Below are 17,755 nucleotides of genomic sequence, written 5' to 3' on the forward strand. Positions count from 1 at the left end.
ACATTTTTTTTATCTTGCACTCACCAGGGTGTCTGACGGCTTGGAGCCGTCTTGACACCAGAACACTTATGAGAAAATACGAAGATACTTACCGGCACAAAGGCCTTAGAAAAAAACTGATTGATATTCTTAAAGAAAAAGGCATTACAGATAACAATGTGCTGGAGGCTATTAATAATATTCCACGCCATTATTTTTTAGACAGTGCCTTTGATGAAATTGCTTATGAAGACAGGGCGTTTCCTATTAGCGACGGGCAAACTATTTCGCAACCTTATACTGTTGCTTACCAGACACAGTTGCTGCAGATAAAGCCGGGTGAAAAAGTTTTGGAGATAGGAACGGGAAGTATTTACCAGGCATCTGTACTTGCCGAAATGGGCGCCAAAGTATTTACCATTGAGCGACAGAAAAACCTGTTTGAAAAAACAAAAAGTTTTGTATTAAAATCTAAATACCCAACGCTTAAATTTTTTTATGGCGATGGTTTTGAAGGGTTGCCTACCTATGCACCATTTGATAAAGTGATCATCACTGCTGCTGCACCTTTTGTGCCACCCAAATTAATTGCACAATTAAAAACGGGCGGTAAAATGGTGATACCTGTTGATGAAGGGCCGCACCAGCGTATGCTGCGCCTTACTAAAAATGCTGATGGCAGTTATGAAGAAGAAGCGTTTGAGAATTTTTCTTTTGTACCCATGCTTACCGGTAAGAATGGATAATCACACAAACTATTTATATTTATAAAAAATACGGATGAAATTTTTTTCGAAATTTGTTTTACTCTGTAACCTTTGTTTTATTGTAACCGTGGTAATGCATTTTGTGGAATTGCATGATAAAGTAAAAGGGAAATCAGACGTTGCTGTTCCATTACAATTTGTGGAAGGCACAATGGCTGTGCTGGGTTTGATATCGATAATGGTAAATGCTGTTTTTTGTTTGATTGCATTGGGATTGATGGCTGCAAAAAAAATAAAACAAATTCCACTTTGGATTGTTGTATTTAACTTTATAGCACTACTTGCAGAAATCTATTGGTACTTTATCAGTAAATAACACATGATACAAAACATACTTAAAGACAAGCCGACAAAGATCTTTGTCATCTTCACTGCCTTTTTTGTAGCCAATGCTTTGATAGCAGAATGCATCGGTACAAAAATATTTTCGCTGGAAAAATTATTCGGCATGCAGCCTTCTGATTTTAGTTTGTTTGGCGAAAAGCATTTGTCCATCAGCCTTACCTGCGGGGTTTTGTTATGGCCATTGGAATTTATAATGACAGATATTGTGAATGAATATTACGGCCCTAAAGCAGTGCGCCGCATCTCTTATACTGCCATCGCTTTAATCGCATATGCATTCTTAATGTTTTACCTGGCCATGGGGGTACCACCGGCAGCATTCTGGTACGGTACCGGTGTGCAGGATGGTATTCCAGATATGTCAAAAGCATTCAATGGTATTTTTGGCCAGGGTATGTGGATCATCTTTGGTAGCCTTACTGCATTTTTAGTAAGCCAGATAGTAGATGTTACTGTGTTTCATAAAATAAAAAAAGTAACCGGCGAGAAAAAAGTTTGGTTAAGGGCAACAGGCTCTACACTGGTGTCTCAACTGGTAGATAGTTTCATCGTATTGTTTATCGCATTTAAAATAGGGAAGGGCTGGAGCTGGCAACTGGTATTTGCCATTTGCCTGGTTAACTATGCCTACAAAGCCACCATGGCAATTATTTTAACACCCGTTATTTATTTTGTAGAAGGAAGAATTGAAAAATACCTTGGTCATGAAACAGCTGCAAAAATGAAACAGGCGGCAATGGGAATTGAAAGTGAGTAATATCATTTATTCTTCGCAAAATTTTTATTGATCCACACCACTGCTTTTTTTACATAGTATTCGCTATCATTTTCTAAAGGGGCGATCAGTTTTTTTATTGCTTCATGATATGTTTTATCCCTGGTGTACCATTCCACTAATACTAAACTTAATCGTCGCTCCCATAAATTAGAAGACCGGTTGTACTTTTTTGCCAATGCAAAAATTGCCGCAGCATGCGTTTTTGTAATGGTTTGCAAAGCCTGCATACCAATTGCATCACATACAGCCCAATTGTCAATGCCCGGTGCAAAGTATTGCACTAACTGTAATGATTGTTCAGCATCCTGCCTGGCAATTTGCTGTAATATTTTTACCGCCAGTAATTTTTCTTCCAGCGCCCCGGCATCCCATAATGTTTTTATCAACTCGAATCCGCCGGGCTTAAATTGTTTGCTTAATTCATTAAGTACAGGAGTACGAACACCATAAATTTTCATGTTGCCGGGCACAAATTTTTTAAATGCGGCCAAAGCTTCGGGAAGGCTTTTGTTCCGGAGAATTTTTTGTATGGCTTTTAATTCATTGCTCATTTTGGGTATTACCGGCAGTTTGACAAGTCGTATGGTGATTTTTAAAAATAATTAAATTTTCCAGGTACCAGGCAGCATATTCAGAATTGTTGTAATCATAAACCTCTGAAGCCCAGTAAACAAAGGGTTGTGAACGAGATGGGCTTTTGTTTTCAGGTTTTTTGCCTTATCTTCATACTCAATTCTACCAACCATTACTACGCATGCAACAAATTTACAGAAACTACCCTTTACCGGGCCTTAAACCTGTTTTACGTACTCTCATCATCGCTTTATTATTTTCATTTCAAAATTTTAATGCAGCGGCGCAGTGCCCGGTTAATATAGGTTTTGAAGATGGAACTTTTAACGGATGGCAATGTCTGACCGGGACATTTAATGCAGGAAACATTACTGTTAATCCCACAGCGCCAATACCCGGAAGGCATGATATTATTTCAGCAGCTACTCTGCCTGCCGTTGATCCCTACGGAGGGTTTCCGGTGTTATGTCCCAACGGAAGTAACTATTCAATCAGAATTGGTGTACAAAATACAGGTACCAATGCCGATGGTGTTTCTTATACTTTAACCATTCCTCCGGGACAAGATAAATTCAGGCTAATTTATAATTATGCACTTGTAATTAATAATGGTGGCGGACATGGTGCAATTGATCAGCCGAGATTAAGAGTAGTGGTTAAAAACCTTACAGATAATACGGTCAATTACGGTTGTGATTCAATGGATATTGCTTATTCAAATGCAAACCCATTACCTGGTTTTCAACCAGAGCCCAATATACCGTCGCAGTTTAGATGGAAACCATGGGCTGCCAGGTCAATCAACCTGGATAACAATGCTGGTAAAACCATACAGCTTACCTTTATCGCCACCGGTTGTGGCCTTACAAATGGTACACATTTTGGCTATGCTTATCTTGACCTGAACTCTACTTGCAGCGGCTCATTCGATGGAGCAATATTTTGTCCTGATGATGCTTCTGTTACTGTAAATGCACCTCCGGGCTATCAATCCTATAACTGGTACAATGGCTTGATGACCCAATTATTAGGTACCGGTCAATCCATTACTTTATCTCCGCCACCATTGTCTGGTGATTCGTTAAAAATAGAATTGATACCTTATCCAACTTATGGTTGTACAGATACACTTACCGCTTATTTATGGGATACTTTAACGGTACATTCTTATGCAGGGCCCAACAGGCAAACATGCGATAATAATCCTGTTCAATTGGGCTATCCTCCTGAACCTAATCGTTTATATAAATGGACTCCCGTCACGGGGCTAAGTGATCCCAATATTTCCAATCCCATAGCAACGCCATCAGTTACAACAACCTACACGCTCACGGTAACCACAGCAGGAGGAGGTTGTGCCACCCAGGATGAAGTGGATGTGAAAGTTGATATCCTGAGTGATTCGATACAACAGATAGGCCCTTCTTCTCATTGTGCCATAACAGGGGAAACGGTAGAATTAAAAGTGTTACCCCATGATAAAATACAATGGTATAATAGCAGCGGGCCAATACCAGGCGCTACATCCACCTCGTTGTTTGTAACGCAAACAGGGGCTTACTATGCCATTGTTTCCAGCAATACGGGTTGCAGCCGCACTACAAAAACAAAACAAATAGATGTATGGGCATCACCGGTAGCAGGTTTTACCAACAACGCTGCTACACAGTGTGATAAGGGGCACCAGTTTGTGTTTACCAATACCAGTACTTTAGCAACTGGTACCTTGCAATATTTATGGGATATGGGAGATGGAAATACCTACACAACAGCAGATGTTACACATAGCTATGCTAAGCCAGGCGCTTACAATGTAAAATTATTAGTTACCGCACCGGGCGGATGTACCGATACCCGTAATATTGACGTACTGGTAAACCCAAGCCCCGTTTCGGCATTTGTGGTGGATGAACCTATACAATGTTTTAAAGACAACTGGTTTATATTTAATAACAGGAGTACAGTATCAGCTGGTGTATTAACCTATACCTGGGATTTTGGCGATGGTAATTTTGATTACTCCAATGATATTGCACATCACTATGCTGTTGCAGGAACCTACAATGTAAAACTAAGTGCTAAAGAAACCAGTGGCGGTTGTACTACCGATAGCATTTTTAAAGTGCTGGTACAGCAAAGTCCTGTTGCTAATTTTACAATTGATAATAACATCCAGTGTTTTCCCGGCCATGTATTTACATTAACTAATGGCACTACTATTACATCCGATCCTTTGGCTTATACCTGGGATATGGGAGATGGAGTAATTAAAACAGGAACTAACCTTACTTACAGTTACGCAAAAGCAGGTAACTACACTATAAAACTATTAGCGGCTACGCCTGGCGGTTGTAATGATAGCATCAGTTATAATGTAATTGTGCATCCTGTACCTGCAGCAGATTTCACCATTCGCCCGGTGTGCGAAAATTTACGGGTGCCTATCATCAACAGAACATTTAATAATACTACTTCTACTGTTAACTACCTGTGGGATTTTGGAAACGGGCATACCGATAATGTAAAAACACCGGTATACAGTTATCCTGCAGCAGGTACTTATATTGTTAAGTTGTCAGTAAGCACAGCAGAATGCCCGGTATCTTTTGATGTAAAGACAGCAAGTGTTACCATTGACCCAACTACACCGGGAGTTGTTTATCCTGATAAAGATGCAGCCTTTAATTTTCCTGAACAATTACAGGCAAGATCAATTGGTACTACTGTTACATGGACACCACCGGTAAGTTTAAGTAACCGTTACAGCTTTAGCCCGGTATTTAAAGGTATTGCACCTCAATTGTATACCATAGAATTAAAAACTGCTAATGGTTGCATTACAGTAGATACACAATTGGTGAAAACACACAAGAAGATCGAGATCTATGTGCCTACAGGCTTTACGCCAAATGGCGATGGAACAAATGACAGGTTGAGGCCAATACTGATCGGTTTTACCAAAGTAAATTACTTTAGAGTGTACAACCGCTGGGGTGGTTTATTATTCAGTATGAATAGTGATTTACCCGGCTGGGATGGTAAAATAAATAATAAGCCGGCAGAAACGCAAACCGTGGTTTGGATGATTGAAGCGGTGGATGTGGATGGCGTAGTGCATAGCAAGCAAGGGACTACGGTTTTGTACCGGTAAAATAATTAATGATTATTAATTAATGATTATTGAAGGCAACTTTTAAAAAAGTTGCCTTTTTTTATCATTTTTTTAAAAAGATATCGTACCCAAAACGGATGATGGTTCCTGCCACTACAATTAAAAAAAAGATACGGATAAATTTATTGCCTTTTAAAATTGCCAGTCTTGAACCGAGCAATGATCCGCAGAAATTAAAAATAGCCATAGGGATAGCGTATTGATATAAAATATGTCCGCTGCCACTGAAGTAAATAATGGAACCAAGATTAGTAGATACATTCAGCAGTTTGGAGTGAGCACTGGCCTTTAAAAAATCAAAACCCAGAACGCTGATAAAAAAAAGCACCATAAAACTTCCTGCACCCGGGCCAATGAAACCATCGTAAAAACCAATCGCTAAAGCGAATAGTAGCGAATAAATTAATTCTCTTTTACGGCTTAAAGATGTGGTAACAGCGAGGCCGAAATCTTTTTTGGTATAGGTATAAATGGCAACTGCGATCAGTACACAAAATATTACGGGCTTCATAAAACTATTGCTTACTAAAGCCACCGTACGTGAGCCAGCGTAAGCTGCGGTTAATGCAATGCTGCACATGGTGGCTAGTAAGCGCCAGTTCAGTTTTACTTTTACACTGTACTGAAATGCTGCAATACCGGCACCAAAGATGGAAGGGATTTTTGTAGTACCTAAAAGTGTTGCCAGTGGATGCTGACGTAAGGTTACTAAAACCACGGGAGTTTGCACCAGTCCGCCACCACCTACAATAGAATCGATAAAACCTGCTGCAAACGCCGCGGCGCAAAGGATAATTATTTCCTGGCTCATCAATGCGTATAATTTCTTTCGCCAAATAATAAACTGCCAATGCGAACCATATTGCTGCCTTCTTCTACTGCGATGGTATAATCACCGCTCATGCCCATGCTTAAAGTTGAAAGTTGAAAGTTGAAAGTTGAAAGTTGTGCCTTCTCAGTAAATATCGTTTTTAAATTTCTGAATTCTTTTCTTATTAATGCCTTATCATCAGAAAAAGAAGCCATGCCCATTAATCCAATAATACGCATGTTTTTTAATGCTTCTAATCCTTGTAATTGTTTCAATTCCTGTTCATCAAAACCAAACTTCGTTTCTTCTTTTGCTATGTGGATTTGCAAAAGGCAATCAATAATGCGATTGTTTTTTAACGCCTGTTTATTGATCTCTTTTAATAAACTAAAACTATCCACGCCATGTATCAGGTGCACAAAGGGGGCAATGTATTTTACTTTATTGCTTTGCAGATGCCCGATAAAATGCCAGCGGATATCTTTAGGTAAAGCAGCTTCTTTTTCTACCAGTTCCTGTACATAGTTTTCTCCAAAGTCACGCTGCCCCAAATCGTATAAGGTTCGTATGTCTTCGATAGGTTTTGTCTTGGAAACAGCAACCAGGCAAACGTTTTTTTCTTTCAACTGGTTATTAAGTATGGAATATGCTTCTTTGTTAACAGGCATTATAGAGATTTGAAGTGCAAAAATACCCACAAAATGGTATAGGGAAGGGGATATAAAAAACTATTTTACAGAAAATATGTTTATGCGCTTTTTCATCTTGTTTTTTATTTGTTTTCTTTTAACCGTTGCAGAAGGTAGTGCTCAGCAGCAATACAATGGCAAATTGGTGCTGTTGTATACTGATACCATTGCAGGAACTTTTCGTTTGGATATGCACGGCTCTAATAATTTGATGGTGGAAATGATTTCCATCGAGAGGAGGAAAAATAAAGATAGAAAAGCCAGGCAAAAAATTATTACTGATACAATACGGGAAAAATATAACCCTGGCATTATCACCAATATTTTAATTGGCAATACCTGGTATAAACTCCGTGACCTGAAAAATAATTATGGTGATAGTATGACTAAAAGAAACTGCTTTGTAAAAAGAATTGCCGGTACAGATACGCTGGGCCTGTTTGAATTTGTAAATGCAGCAGGGGCATCTTCTTTTTATATACAAACACAAAAGGATGGAGCACAAATTTACAATATCAGCCATCCTTACCTTGCAGGAGATTTTAAATCTTTTAGTTTACTGCGTTTTTATGATTGTGTTTTTTTAAGAGAAAAGATCAGCAGTAAAACTCCAGGCTACTTTTATGATGAAAGCGGAAATGATACAGGGGAGAGGGTTACAGTTTGGAAAAATATCATCAAAGGCTATTACGATAATTGCAATATTGTAAAGCCGCACTAAAAAGAGCAATGCTTACTGACCGCTGACTTTAATATTTTCTTACTAAATTTTAAAAAGATATTTTTACCCAGGATAAATTCTGTAACCGCTGTAACAAAAAATAACAGCCTGCAATTGAAAGCGGTACCAGGCACCAGCTTAACCAGGGGAGTGGTAAAATTAAATAATGCAAACCCACTAATCCTCCAATTAAGATCAACTGTAAAAGCGTCTTCACAAATTTGCCACTTTGTTGTTTAATATTCGGTTGCCTTGAAAAAGGAAGGTAATAATCGCTCAGGTTAGTAATTAATAAAAACAGCAGGATGGTATTGAAAAAGCCTAAAACAAAATCATCCACAATGGCAATTCCCCATACATACAATGCAAAGGCAAACATAATAAGGTAAATGAGCAGGAAGAATTTGATAAGGATCGCCTTTACTCCCCCGGTTATCAGATATCCCGGCTTAGCTATTGGTGTTGACTGGTAGATCCATGAAGCCTGGAAATTTTCATTAGTGGTTATTATTGCCATACTGTTGGCAATACTGAATACCGGCATGTAAATAAAGAATAAAAACATGTTTGTAGAGGGTAAATTGTGCCACAGGGTTTGTACATCCTTTCCGCTTTTAAACACAAATACAAAAACAAAAATCAATATGTAAGCAAGGCTGGGATAGAACTGCATTTTAAAATTCTTATCTCTTCCTGTTATTTTCCATACGGCTTCAAAGCTGCTGCTTTCTGTTTTGGTATGGCAGATAACAGCAGATATCTTTTCCGAAAGGCTCCTTTTTTGTTGCGTAAGTGTGGCGGCAGTTTTTTTATCTGAACTATCATTAGTTAGTGCGGCAAGTTTTTTTGCAAAGGAAGGGGCAAGGTAGCTGATCATTAACCAAAATGTAAACACGGGTAATATTACGGCGCAGGCAATCATTATTAAATGAATGCTGTCAAAATTAAATTGCTGTATAGCTTCCAGGGTCAACGCCATCCATACCGGTGGTAAAAAATATGAATAAGTGTGCAATTGAAAACCGGCTGACAGTTGGTTGAAATTGATAAGCCGTGGAATGATCTGGAAACCGGCTGCAAAAAAAATGGTCATGAATATCTGGAAATAGCCAACGATGTCTTTCACTTTTTGTTCGTTACTGAAACGGAGTATTAGTGCATACAGCAGGTAAGTTATGAATACTGCAAAAGCAACAGTTAATAAAACTGTAACAATGCCGGCAAAACCTGTTAACAATCCAAATTGTATAAAAATAAATATTACCGGAAAAATAGCTAATGCAATGGTGAATTGTAAAAGGTATACCAGTATATGCACCAGCCTGGCTGCAAACAATGTTTTGCTGCTTACGGGTTTAGGTAAAATGATCTGGTTATCGGTAGTGTCCAGCAACACAGAACTGAAATCGGTGATCATCGTCATGGCCATCATAAACAAAATGTAGGCATGAATAAAAATCATTGAGAGTACCAGCGATTTTAATGTAAATACTAAGGCCCCGATGAACAAACCAAAAAAAGCGTAGGTGATCAGTGTAAATAAAAGCGGGTTGCTGTTTTCTTTTTGCTGCCTTTGTTTCCAGCTCATGTATACCCTGCGGCGATCCATGAGTATCTTTGTTTCGGCAATTATTTTCAGCCTTTCAAAGTCCACATCTTTTTTCATTAAGATCCTGGCAAAGAATAACACGAATTTTAAAATCAGTTTATCCATGTTCAGCTGTTTAAAATGTCAATGAATTGTCCGGCAGTATTCTGGTGTTGTTCTGTTCCGCCGGTTAAAGCGGTGAAAATATTTTCCAGGGAACCTGCATGGGCATTATTCTTCAGCGTTTCAAAACTGCCATCTGCAATTACTTCTCCTTTATTGATGATGATGATCCTGTCGCTGATCTTTTCCACCACATCCATAATATGTGAGGAATAGAAAATTGTTTTGCCACTTTGCTTTAACTGTGCCAAAATCTCTTTTACAAGGATAACAGCATTAGCATCCAGTCCACTTAAAGGTTCATCTAAAAAAATAATTTCCGGGTTGTGTATCAGTCCGCTTATCAATAGTACTTTTTGTTTCATGCCTTTGCTGTATCCATTCATACGGTTGCCGGCTTTATCACTCAGTTCAAAAAGGTGCAGCAGGTCCAGCGATTTTTTTTCTATCACCGCATCTTCCATCTGGTATAGTTTACCCACAAAGCGCAGGTATTCCATTGGCGTTAATACGTCATACAATGCTGCCTGCTCCGGTATGTACCCGATCTTTTGTTTTATCTCAATTGGATTTTTTCTTACATCAAGGCCCAACACGTTGGCGTCTCCTTCAAAATCACCAATGATACCGGTCAGTATTTTTATCGTGGTACTTTTACCGGCACCGTTGGGGCCAATGTAGCCAACAATTTGCCCGGCATCAATAGACAGGTTAATGCCTTTTAAAACATAATTGCGGTTGTATTGTTTTTTCAGGGAAGAAATTTGAATGATACTCACAGGTTATATTTTAAGTGAACTTAAGAACACACAAAATAACATAAACTCATTAATAAAAGATGTGCAAACGAATTACTGTTTGCACATCTTTTATCAACTGTATGTCACATCTTTCTATTTTAAGATACTCCTGCTGATCACAATGCGCTGCACTTCACTGGTGCCTTCATATATCTGTGTGATCTTTGCATCTCTCATCATACGTTCTACATGGTATTCTTTTACAAAACCATAACCACCGTGAATCTGCACAGCCTCGGTTGCAGTCCACATAGCTGTTTCACTTGCAAAAACTTTTGCCATGCTGCCACTTAAAGTGTAATCGATCTTGTTATCTTTTTCCCATGCTGCTTTTAAACAAAGTAACCTGGCGCATTCAATTTTTGTTGCCATATCGGCTAACTTAAATTGTATAGCCTGGTGGTGCATGATCTCCTTACCAAAAGCTTTGCGTTGTTTACTGTAAGCTAATGCTCTTTCATAAGCGCCGCTGGCAATACCCAGGGCCTGCGATGCAATACCAATTCTTCCGCCGGCCAAAGTTTTCATGGCAAACTTAAAACCAAATCCGTCTTCGCCAATCCTGTTTTCTTTAGGCACTTTTACATCGTTGAATAAAATGCTGTGCGTATCACTTCCACGGATGCCCAGTTTATTTTCTTTGGCACCAACGGTTACGCCTGCCCAGTTTTTTTCCACAATAAAAGCATTGATACCACGGCTGCCTTTACTTACATCTGTTTGCGCAATCACTAAATATACCGAAGCACTGTTGCCATTAGTGATCCAGTTTTTGGTGCCATTCAATAAATAATAATCCCCTTTGTCTTCGGCAGTAGTTTGTTGTGATGTGGCATCGCTACCAGCTTCAGGTTCGCTCAATAAAAATGCACCAATATGCAGCTCGCCATCTTTTTTGCCTTGTGCCAATGGCGTTAAATATTTTACTTTTTGTTCTTCATTGCCATATTCCTGCAGGCCATAGCAAACCAGGCTGTTGTTTACGCTCATACAAACGCTTACACTGGCATCTACTTTACTTATTTCTTCCATGGCTAAAACATAACTCACTGTATCCATGCCACTACCACCATATTCCGGTTTTACCATCATCCCCATAAAACCAAGGTCAGCCAGTTTTTCTATCTGGTCTTTAGGAAATTTTTGTAGTTCGTCCCGTTCAATAACACCGGGAAGGCATTCGTTCACTGCAAAATCTCTTGCAGCCTGCCTGATCATTAGTTGTTCTTCTGAAAATTGAAAATCCATATGCAGTCGTTTTAGTTTATTAACAAAAATACGGGTTGGGGGTTGTGTTTGGAAAGATTGTGAAGGATATTTTTGAACACGGTCTGACGTCCTCGTCTGACCGTGTGTTACAGCTTTTGTATATTTGCACCCTAAATTTCTTCTTTTGCAAACAACTCAACAGAACCTGCGGCTACAGAAAATCATTACTTCCATCAGTATAGTTTTATTTGTGTTGAAACTTATCGCATGGTATCTCACGGGTTCGGTGGCTATTCTTACCGATGCCCTGGAAAGTACGGTAAATGTAATAGCAGGGTTAATTGGCGTGTATAGCCTTTATGTGTCTGCAAAACCTAAGGATTATGATCATCCTTACGGCCATGGCAAAGCTGAGTTCCTTTCTGCCGCAGTAGAAGGAACACTAATAACTGTTGCAGGGTTTGTGATTATTTATGAAGCCATCAATAACCTGCAGCATCCGCACACTATAAAAAAGCTGGACTCTGGTTTAATACTGGTGGCTATTACCGGGTTGATCAATTATATCGCAGGGGCCGTTTGTATTAAAACCGGAAAGAAAAATAATTCATTGCCATTAATAGCAAGCGGTAAACATCTGCAATCGGACACCTGGAGTACGGCGGGTATTGTTATCGGACTTTTATTGATGATATTGTTTCCAAAAATATCCTGGATAGATAGTGCGGTGGCGATTTTATTTTCGATGATCATTATTTACACCGGTTATAAAATTATCCGTAGCTCTATTGCCGGTATTATGGATGAAGCAGACGAAGCATTATTGAAAAAAATGGTGGAAATGCTGAATGCTAACCGCAAAGAAAACTGGATAGACCTGCATAACCTCCGGATAATAAAATACGGCGCAACAATACATCTCGATTGTCATCTCACAGTGCCCTGGTATTTAAATGTACATGAAGCACATGCTGAAATTGATTCACTCTCTGCCCTGGTGAAAAATGAATACGGAGAATCGGTGGAATTGTTTGTGCATTCTGATGGTTGCCTCGATTTCAGTTGTAATATCTGTTTAAAAGAAAATTGTAATGTGCGTAAACATCCATTTGAGAAAAAAATAGAATGGACGATGAAAAATATTTCCAGTAATCATAAGCATACTGAGTCAACCGCTTAATAATAAAGGAAGCTGATACATGTATAAAAAAAACTCCCGCTGGTTTGCAGCGGGAGTTTTTTATAACTATAAATAAAATTTAATCGTTGGTAAGAATATTCTTTACTGTCATTTCTCCTGCAGTAAATAATTTAAAGTAATAAATACCCCTAGATACTGAACTGATATTTTTATTTATCGTGTTCATTCCTTTTTGTAAAAGAACAGGTTCATTTACAAACAACCTGCCGTTGGCGTCGTATAAAGCAATAGTAGCTTTTTGATTTTGAGAACTAACTATAGATACTGCCATTTCTTTTTTGCCTGCAGAAACCTGTGCAGCAGTAATACTCAGCGACTGATCTTTTTTATTCATCACCGCAACAGTGTTGCTGTAATCTTTGCTGGCATCTTTATCCAGCATTACCAGGCGGTAATAATTTACACCGGCACCAGGAGTGGCATCGGTAAAAGAATAGCTGAGTTCTGATGAACTGAAGCCTGCTGCAGTTACCCTGCCAATAGCAGTAAAGTGCTGCCCATCGCTGCTTCTTTCAATACTGAAATAATCGCTGTTGCTTTCAGTGGCTGTTTTCCATTGCAATATATTTTTACCACTCTTTTCTGTGGCAGTAAAATCGAGCAATTTAACCGGTAGTATAATGCTGCCAAATTCGGCAAAGCCCTTATCAGGTGCTGCACCTGCATAAGGTATACCTACATATACGCCATTATCTATCATGGGTGATGCTACCTGCAAATGAAAATCGGTAGCTGAAACAAACATGGGAACTACATGCTGGTTATTGGTATTGGTATAGTTGGTTGGTGCAACACCATTAAAGTTTGGGTTGTTGCTGTTACCGTTATTGTAGGTATTGTTATTCTGGATATACACTGAATCCATACCTACAGCACCGCCTTGTACCAAAAAGCCACTGAGTATGTTCATGATGATATTATTCTTGATGCTGATGTTCCTGGCAGTACCTGCATTTAATGCCCCGAAATTTATACCCCACCATGGTGCTGAACCTGCTGTGGCTACCATCGTATTGTTAAGCACGTTAAAGTTATTGATGCTGAAGTCACCTGCATTGCTGAAAACGCCGATCAATCCGCCGGTGTTCTGTGCCATGGTAATATTGGTAAGCAGGTTTTTGCGGATGGTAACATCTTTGATCATATCACCCGAACGGGGGTTGAATTCAATGCCATGTGCTTTTTTATCAATGGTATTGTTTTCAATGATAGCACCATCAGTACCATATTCCAGTACAATGCCGCTTTCTATCCAGGTATTTAAAGTAGTTTGCTTAATTACATTATCGTGTATCCATACACTATAGGCATAACCATTTTTGGTTTGAAAGTTAAGATCGATAGAACCACCAGTGATGGTATTGCCATAAATTTCAAGGCCTGATTCATTAAATAATTCAATGGCAAAATTCCAGCCGGTATTACCGGTAGAGTTACCCATGGGTATTTTGTTGAGGGTATTGTTGTAGATCTTACAACCTCTTACATAGCCTTCGTTCCAGCCTTTAATAGGCCAGCCATTATAACCTTCGGGCCTGCTGGTTTGCGAAATGGTGTTGTTATAGATCAACATACCATCCTGGCCGCCGATATTTAAACAACCACGGCCATAGGCACCGGTAGATAAATTATAGGCAGCGCAATTGGTAACGGTATTATTATAAAAACTATTACCGGTAGCATAAATAGTTGGAGGTGCGCCATTGCCATCATTACGGCCGCCGAATAAAACACCACGGTCTTTAAAATCCACCATGGTAATATCGTGAATGCTTACATTGCTTCTTCCGCCTACATAAATACCCCAGAAGGTAGACAGGTTTTGTCCATCAAATTTTACAAAGGAAATGTGCTGGTTACCATTGGTGCCTTCTGCAGAACGCAGGGATAACATTTCTGTCCAGTCGGCAGTTAAACTGCTTTTAAGTATTGAAGTAACGCCATCGCCTTCAATACTTACGCCTGGTTTTACAACGCACTGTAATGTTTCAAGATAAGTACCTGCATTTACATGGATAATGTCGCCCACACCTGCAACGGTGTTAGTGGCTTTGTACAATGTCTTCCATGGATTGGCACTGCTGCCGGTACCTGTAGCATCATTACCCGATGGGCTGATGTAATAAGTAGTAGCAGAAACTGCAAAGGAAAAACAAAAAATAAAAGTGAACAGTGAGGCAATAGAGCGCATAGCTCTCCTGATAGAAAAGTCAACAGTTTTCATTGGGTTGAATTTAGTTTTTAACAGATATTGGTTTTATTTTTCGCCTGATTTCTCAGTCAAAAAACTTAAATGTAAAGCTACACAAGAGTGAAAATGCAAACTGTAGTAGTATGTACTATTTGCCAGTAGAAATAATTTTAAACTTCATGTATAAAGCTACTATAGTGGCAGCTTTACAGAAAATAAAAATTACTTACACCATTTCAAAATTGTGTCTGCTTTGCTGATTAGGAGGGGAGTAAAAGGGTAATTAAAAACTATTAGATTGTTGGTATTGAATAACTATTATTCAATCAGCGTTTTTTGATTTCGGATATAGTACGAATGATTTTGATGAAACGAAACAAACGAACCGTGTTTGTTTGCTGCTTTTTTGTAAAGATTAGTTTTCATTGGATTTTTATTTTTGATTTTAAAGCGGAACTGCTGAATTAGTTTCAAAAATTATACCAATTTGTTAAATAAATGTTGAAACATCAGATATAAATATTGCCCATATAAAAACAGACTTTTTTGCCTGTTGCAGTACGTATAAATAATAATTATTTATTGAATTTTTAAACAGTTATAACTTGCCTGTAATCAGTAACGTTAGATAGTAAATGATGATTATTTTTTTGCCAGTTATTTATGTAAAGCATAATGGTGGTTTTACGCTTGTAGTACAAAAAACTTTTTGGTGTAGTAAGATTACTACTTAGTGTTATTACTACACAATGTAATATTTACGATATAGGAAGGTGTAAATAACTAATTAGTTTAATTAGTGCTCAAAAAGTTTAGCCACCCCAAAGGCTGCTGCTGCTGCCATTGCGCCAATCAAGGTAACCCTTAATGCACCCCACCATGGATTAATACCGGTGATTTTGCTTTTAAAGAAACCGAATATAAAAAGACATACCAATGTTGCAACAACGGATATTTTTAATGCTTCAGTGGAATCGCTGATAAAGAAATAGGGGCTGAGAGGAATAATGCCACCTGCTATATATGACAGGCCGATATTTAATGCACTTTTGGTAGCTCTTTTAGGGTCGGGTTTTTCTAAACCCAGTTCGTACTTCATCATAAAGTCCACCCAGCGATCTTTGTCCTGGGCAATTTCTTCTGTGGCTTTATCCTGTAATGCGGGGCTTAAACCAATGTTGGCAAAAAACTCTTTGGTTTCTTCAATCTCTTTGTGGCGCAAATTTTCCACTTCATCATATTCCCTGCGCTGTTCACTTTTATAATGATCCTGTTCGGTTTTGCCAGCAAGGTATCCACCAAGGCCCATGGCAATACTGCCTGCACAAATTTCTGCAATGCCTGCAATTACAATAATACCGCTGCTGCTTACAGCACCACTTAAACCTGCTGCTAATGCAAACGGAACTGTAAGCCCATCGCTCATACCAATTACAATATCAGTTAAGGCTTCTGAACTTTTTAAATGTGATTCTGTATGGCCGTGGTGCAGGTGTGTATTCATAAAATAAATTGTGCAACAAATATAAACGTTTATGCAAGTAGCTGTAAACTCTTTTCAATAATTGTTACACAATCTGCAATCTGTGCAGCTGTAATTACCAGGGGTGGTGCAAAGCGTATCTTATCGCCATGTGTTGGTTTTGCCAGCAAGCCATTTTCTTTTAATGCCAGGCAAAGTTCCCAGGCAGCTTCAGGATTATTGTGTTTTATTACAATTGCATTCAATAAACCTTTGCCTCTAACTGTTTCAATAAAAGGAGAATTTAAATTACGTAACGATGTTCTTAATAATTCGCCCATCTGTTCAGCATTTTCTGTAAGCTTTTCATTTTTCAATACTTCCAATGCAGTAATAGCAACTTTGCAGGCTAATGGATTACCACCGTAAGTACTGCCGTGTTCTCCCGGTTTAATGGTCATCATAATTTCATCGTCGCACAATACAGCACTTACAGGCAACACACCGCCGCTTAATGCTTTTCCTAAAATTAAAATATCGGCACGAACAGCTTCATGATCGCAAGCCAGCATTTTTCCTGTTCTTGCCAAACCGGTTTGTATTTCATCTGCCACCATCAATACATTATATTCTGTACATAGTGTTCTTATCTTTTTATAATAACCTTCATCCGGTACCACAACGCCTGCTTCGCCTTGTATGGGTTCAAATAAAAAGGCTGCTGCGTTTTTATCCTGGAATGCTTTTTCCAAAGCCGCTGTATCATTAAAAGGAATTGCCTGGTAGCCTGACATATAAGGGCCAAAGTTTTTTGTAGCAGAAGTATCGTTACTAAAAGAAATTACACCGGTTGTGCGGCCATGAAAATTTCCTTCACAAACAATAATTTTAGCCTGGTTCTCTGCAACGCCTTTTACCTGGTACGCCCATTTGCGGCTTAACTTTATTGCGGTTTCAACAGCTTCCACGCCGGTATTCATCGGCAATACTTTATCATAGCCAAAGTAGGTTGTGATATACTGTTCGTATTCTCCCAGTAAATTACTGTGAAAAGCCCTTGAAGTAAGTGTTAGTTTTTGAGCCTGCTCAATTAATGCAGCAATAATTTTTGGATGGCAATGGCCCTGGTTAACCGCTGAATAACCACTAAGGAAATCATAATAACTTTTCCCATCTACATCATATAAAAAAACACCTTCACCACGATCGAGCACTACCGGTAATGGATGATAATTGTGTGCGCCGAATTTTTCTTCTAAATCAAGATAATGTTGGGATGTTGCTGATAAAGCAATAGTAGTGTGCATATGAAAAGTATAAAAAGTAAATAGAGAAAATAAAGAAAA

Annotated in this window: 15 protein-coding genes; 6 read left to right on the forward strand and 9 right to left on the reverse strand. The window is 38.7% G+C overall.

Annotation, left to right across the window (positions count from 1 at the left end; genetic code table 11):
• The first annotated feature begins 68 nt into the window (after window positions 1-68).
• From ACQ334_RS23350 to ACQ334_RS23360, 3 genes are read left to right on the forward strand one after another with little or no spacing between them, the layout of a single operon-like run.
• The gene (locus ACQ334_RS23350; protein WP_430990702.1) at window positions 69-725 is read left to right on the forward strand and encodes a protein-L-isoaspartate(D-aspartate) O-methyltransferase; all 657 of its coding nucleotides are present in this window, start codon (window positions 69-71) and stop codon (window positions 723-725) included.
• 34 nt (window positions 726-759) lie between these two features.
• Window positions 760-1,062: a hypothetical protein gene (locus tag ACQ334_RS23355; protein WP_430990703.1), complete on the forward strand. Its 303-nt coding sequence runs from the start codon at window positions 760-762 to the stop codon at window positions 1,060-1,062.
• 3 nt (window positions 1,063-1,065) lie between these two features.
• A complete protein-coding gene (locus ACQ334_RS23360) occupies window positions 1,066-1,848 on the forward strand; it encodes a queuosine precursor transporter (protein WP_430990704.1) in 783 nt (260 codons plus the stop codon).
• A 2-nt stretch (window positions 1,849-1,850) separates the two neighbouring features.
• On the opposite strand, the gene ACQ334_RS23365 is transcribed toward ACQ334_RS23360, so the two are convergent.
• A complete protein-coding gene (locus ACQ334_RS23365; protein WP_430990705.1) occupies window positions 1,851-2,420 on the reverse strand; it encodes a DNA alkylation repair protein in 570 nt (189 codons plus the stop codon).
• Between the two features lie 203 nt (window positions 2,421-2,623).
• Between ACQ334_RS23365 and ACQ334_RS23370 the strand changes: the two genes are divergently transcribed.
• Entirely contained in the window at window positions 2,624-5,593 is a 2,970-nt protein-coding gene (locus ACQ334_RS23370; RefSeq protein ID WP_430990706.1) for a PKD domain-containing protein, read from the forward strand.
• 64 nt (window positions 5,594-5,657) lie between these two features.
• Here the strand turns inward: ACQ334_RS23370 and ACQ334_RS23375 are convergent, their stop codons facing one another.
• Entirely contained in the window at window positions 5,658-6,425 is a 768-nt protein-coding gene (locus ACQ334_RS23375) for a sulfite exporter TauE/SafE family protein (protein WP_430990707.1), read from the reverse strand.
• Window positions 6,425-7,093, reverse strand: a complete 669-nt coding sequence (locus ACQ334_RS23380; RefSeq protein WP_430990708.1) for a YggS family pyridoxal phosphate-dependent enzyme — start codon at window positions 7,091-7,093, stop codon at window positions 6,425-6,427. Before ACQ334_RS23380 ends, ACQ334_RS23375 begins: the two co-directional genes overlap by 1 nt.
• A gap of 82 nt (window positions 7,094-7,175) precedes the next feature.
• Between ACQ334_RS23380 and ACQ334_RS23385 the strand changes: the two genes are divergently transcribed.
• The gene (locus ACQ334_RS23385) at window positions 7,176-7,835 is read left to right on the forward strand and encodes a hypothetical protein (RefSeq protein WP_430990709.1); all 660 of its coding nucleotides are present in this window, start codon (window positions 7,176-7,178) and stop codon (window positions 7,833-7,835) included.
• A 49-nt stretch (window positions 7,836-7,884) separates the two neighbouring features.
• Here ACQ334_RS23385 and ACQ334_RS23390 read toward each other — a convergent pair whose 3' ends face one another.
• The 3 genes from ACQ334_RS23390 to ACQ334_RS23400 all read right to left on the reverse strand — a co-directional run bounded on the left by ACQ334_RS23390 (window position 7,885) and on the right by ACQ334_RS23400 (window position 11,594).
• Window positions 7,885-9,549 (reverse strand): hypothetical protein, encoded by a 1,665-nt coding sequence (locus ACQ334_RS23390; protein WP_430990710.1) that lies wholly within the window; start codon window positions 9,547-9,549, stop codon window positions 7,885-7,887.
• A 2-nt stretch (window positions 9,550-9,551) separates the two neighbouring features.
• Window positions 9,552-10,325 (reverse strand): ABC transporter ATP-binding protein, encoded by a 774-nt coding sequence (locus ACQ334_RS23395; protein WP_430990711.1) that lies wholly within the window; start codon window positions 10,323-10,325, stop codon window positions 9,552-9,554.
• A 114-nt stretch (window positions 10,326-10,439) separates the two neighbouring features.
• Window positions 10,440-11,594 (reverse strand): acyl-CoA dehydrogenase family protein, encoded by a 1,155-nt coding sequence (locus ACQ334_RS23400; RefSeq protein ID WP_430990712.1) that lies wholly within the window; start codon window positions 11,592-11,594, stop codon window positions 10,440-10,442.
• Between the two features lie 145 nt (window positions 11,595-11,739).
• Here ACQ334_RS23400 and ACQ334_RS23405 point away from each other — a divergent pair, with 145 nt between their 5' ends.
• On the forward strand, window positions 11,740-12,735 hold the full coding sequence (locus ACQ334_RS23405; protein ID WP_430990713.1) for a cation diffusion facilitator family transporter: 996 nt from the start codon (window positions 11,740-11,742) through the stop codon (window positions 12,733-12,735).
• Window positions 12,736-12,814: 79 nt separating this feature from the next.
• Here ACQ334_RS23405 and ACQ334_RS23410 read toward each other — a convergent pair whose 3' ends face one another.
• The 3 genes from ACQ334_RS23410 to rocD all read right to left on the reverse strand — a co-directional run bounded on the left by ACQ334_RS23410 (window position 12,815) and on the right by rocD (window position 17,716).
• A complete protein-coding gene (locus tag ACQ334_RS23410; RefSeq protein WP_430990714.1) occupies window positions 12,815-14,980 on the reverse strand; it encodes a right-handed parallel beta-helix repeat-containing protein in 2,166 nt (721 codons plus the stop codon).
• Window positions 14,981-15,743: 763 nt separating this feature from the next.
• A complete protein-coding gene (locus ACQ334_RS23415) occupies window positions 15,744-16,451 on the reverse strand; it encodes a VIT1/CCC1 transporter family protein (protein ID WP_430990715.1) in 708 nt (235 codons plus the stop codon).
• A 29-nt stretch (window positions 16,452-16,480) separates the two neighbouring features.
• Window positions 16,481-17,716, reverse strand: coding sequence for an ornithine--oxo-acid transaminase (gene rocD / locus ACQ334_RS23420; protein ID WP_430990716.1), 1,236 nt, complete (start codon window positions 17,714-17,716; stop codon window positions 16,481-16,483).
• Between the last annotated feature and the right edge of the window lie 39 nt (window positions 17,717-17,755).

The organism is Ferruginibacter sp. SUN106 (genome assembly GCF_050611765.1).
Lineage (GTDB): Bacteria > Bacteroidota > Bacteroidia > Chitinophagales > Chitinophagaceae > Ferruginibacter.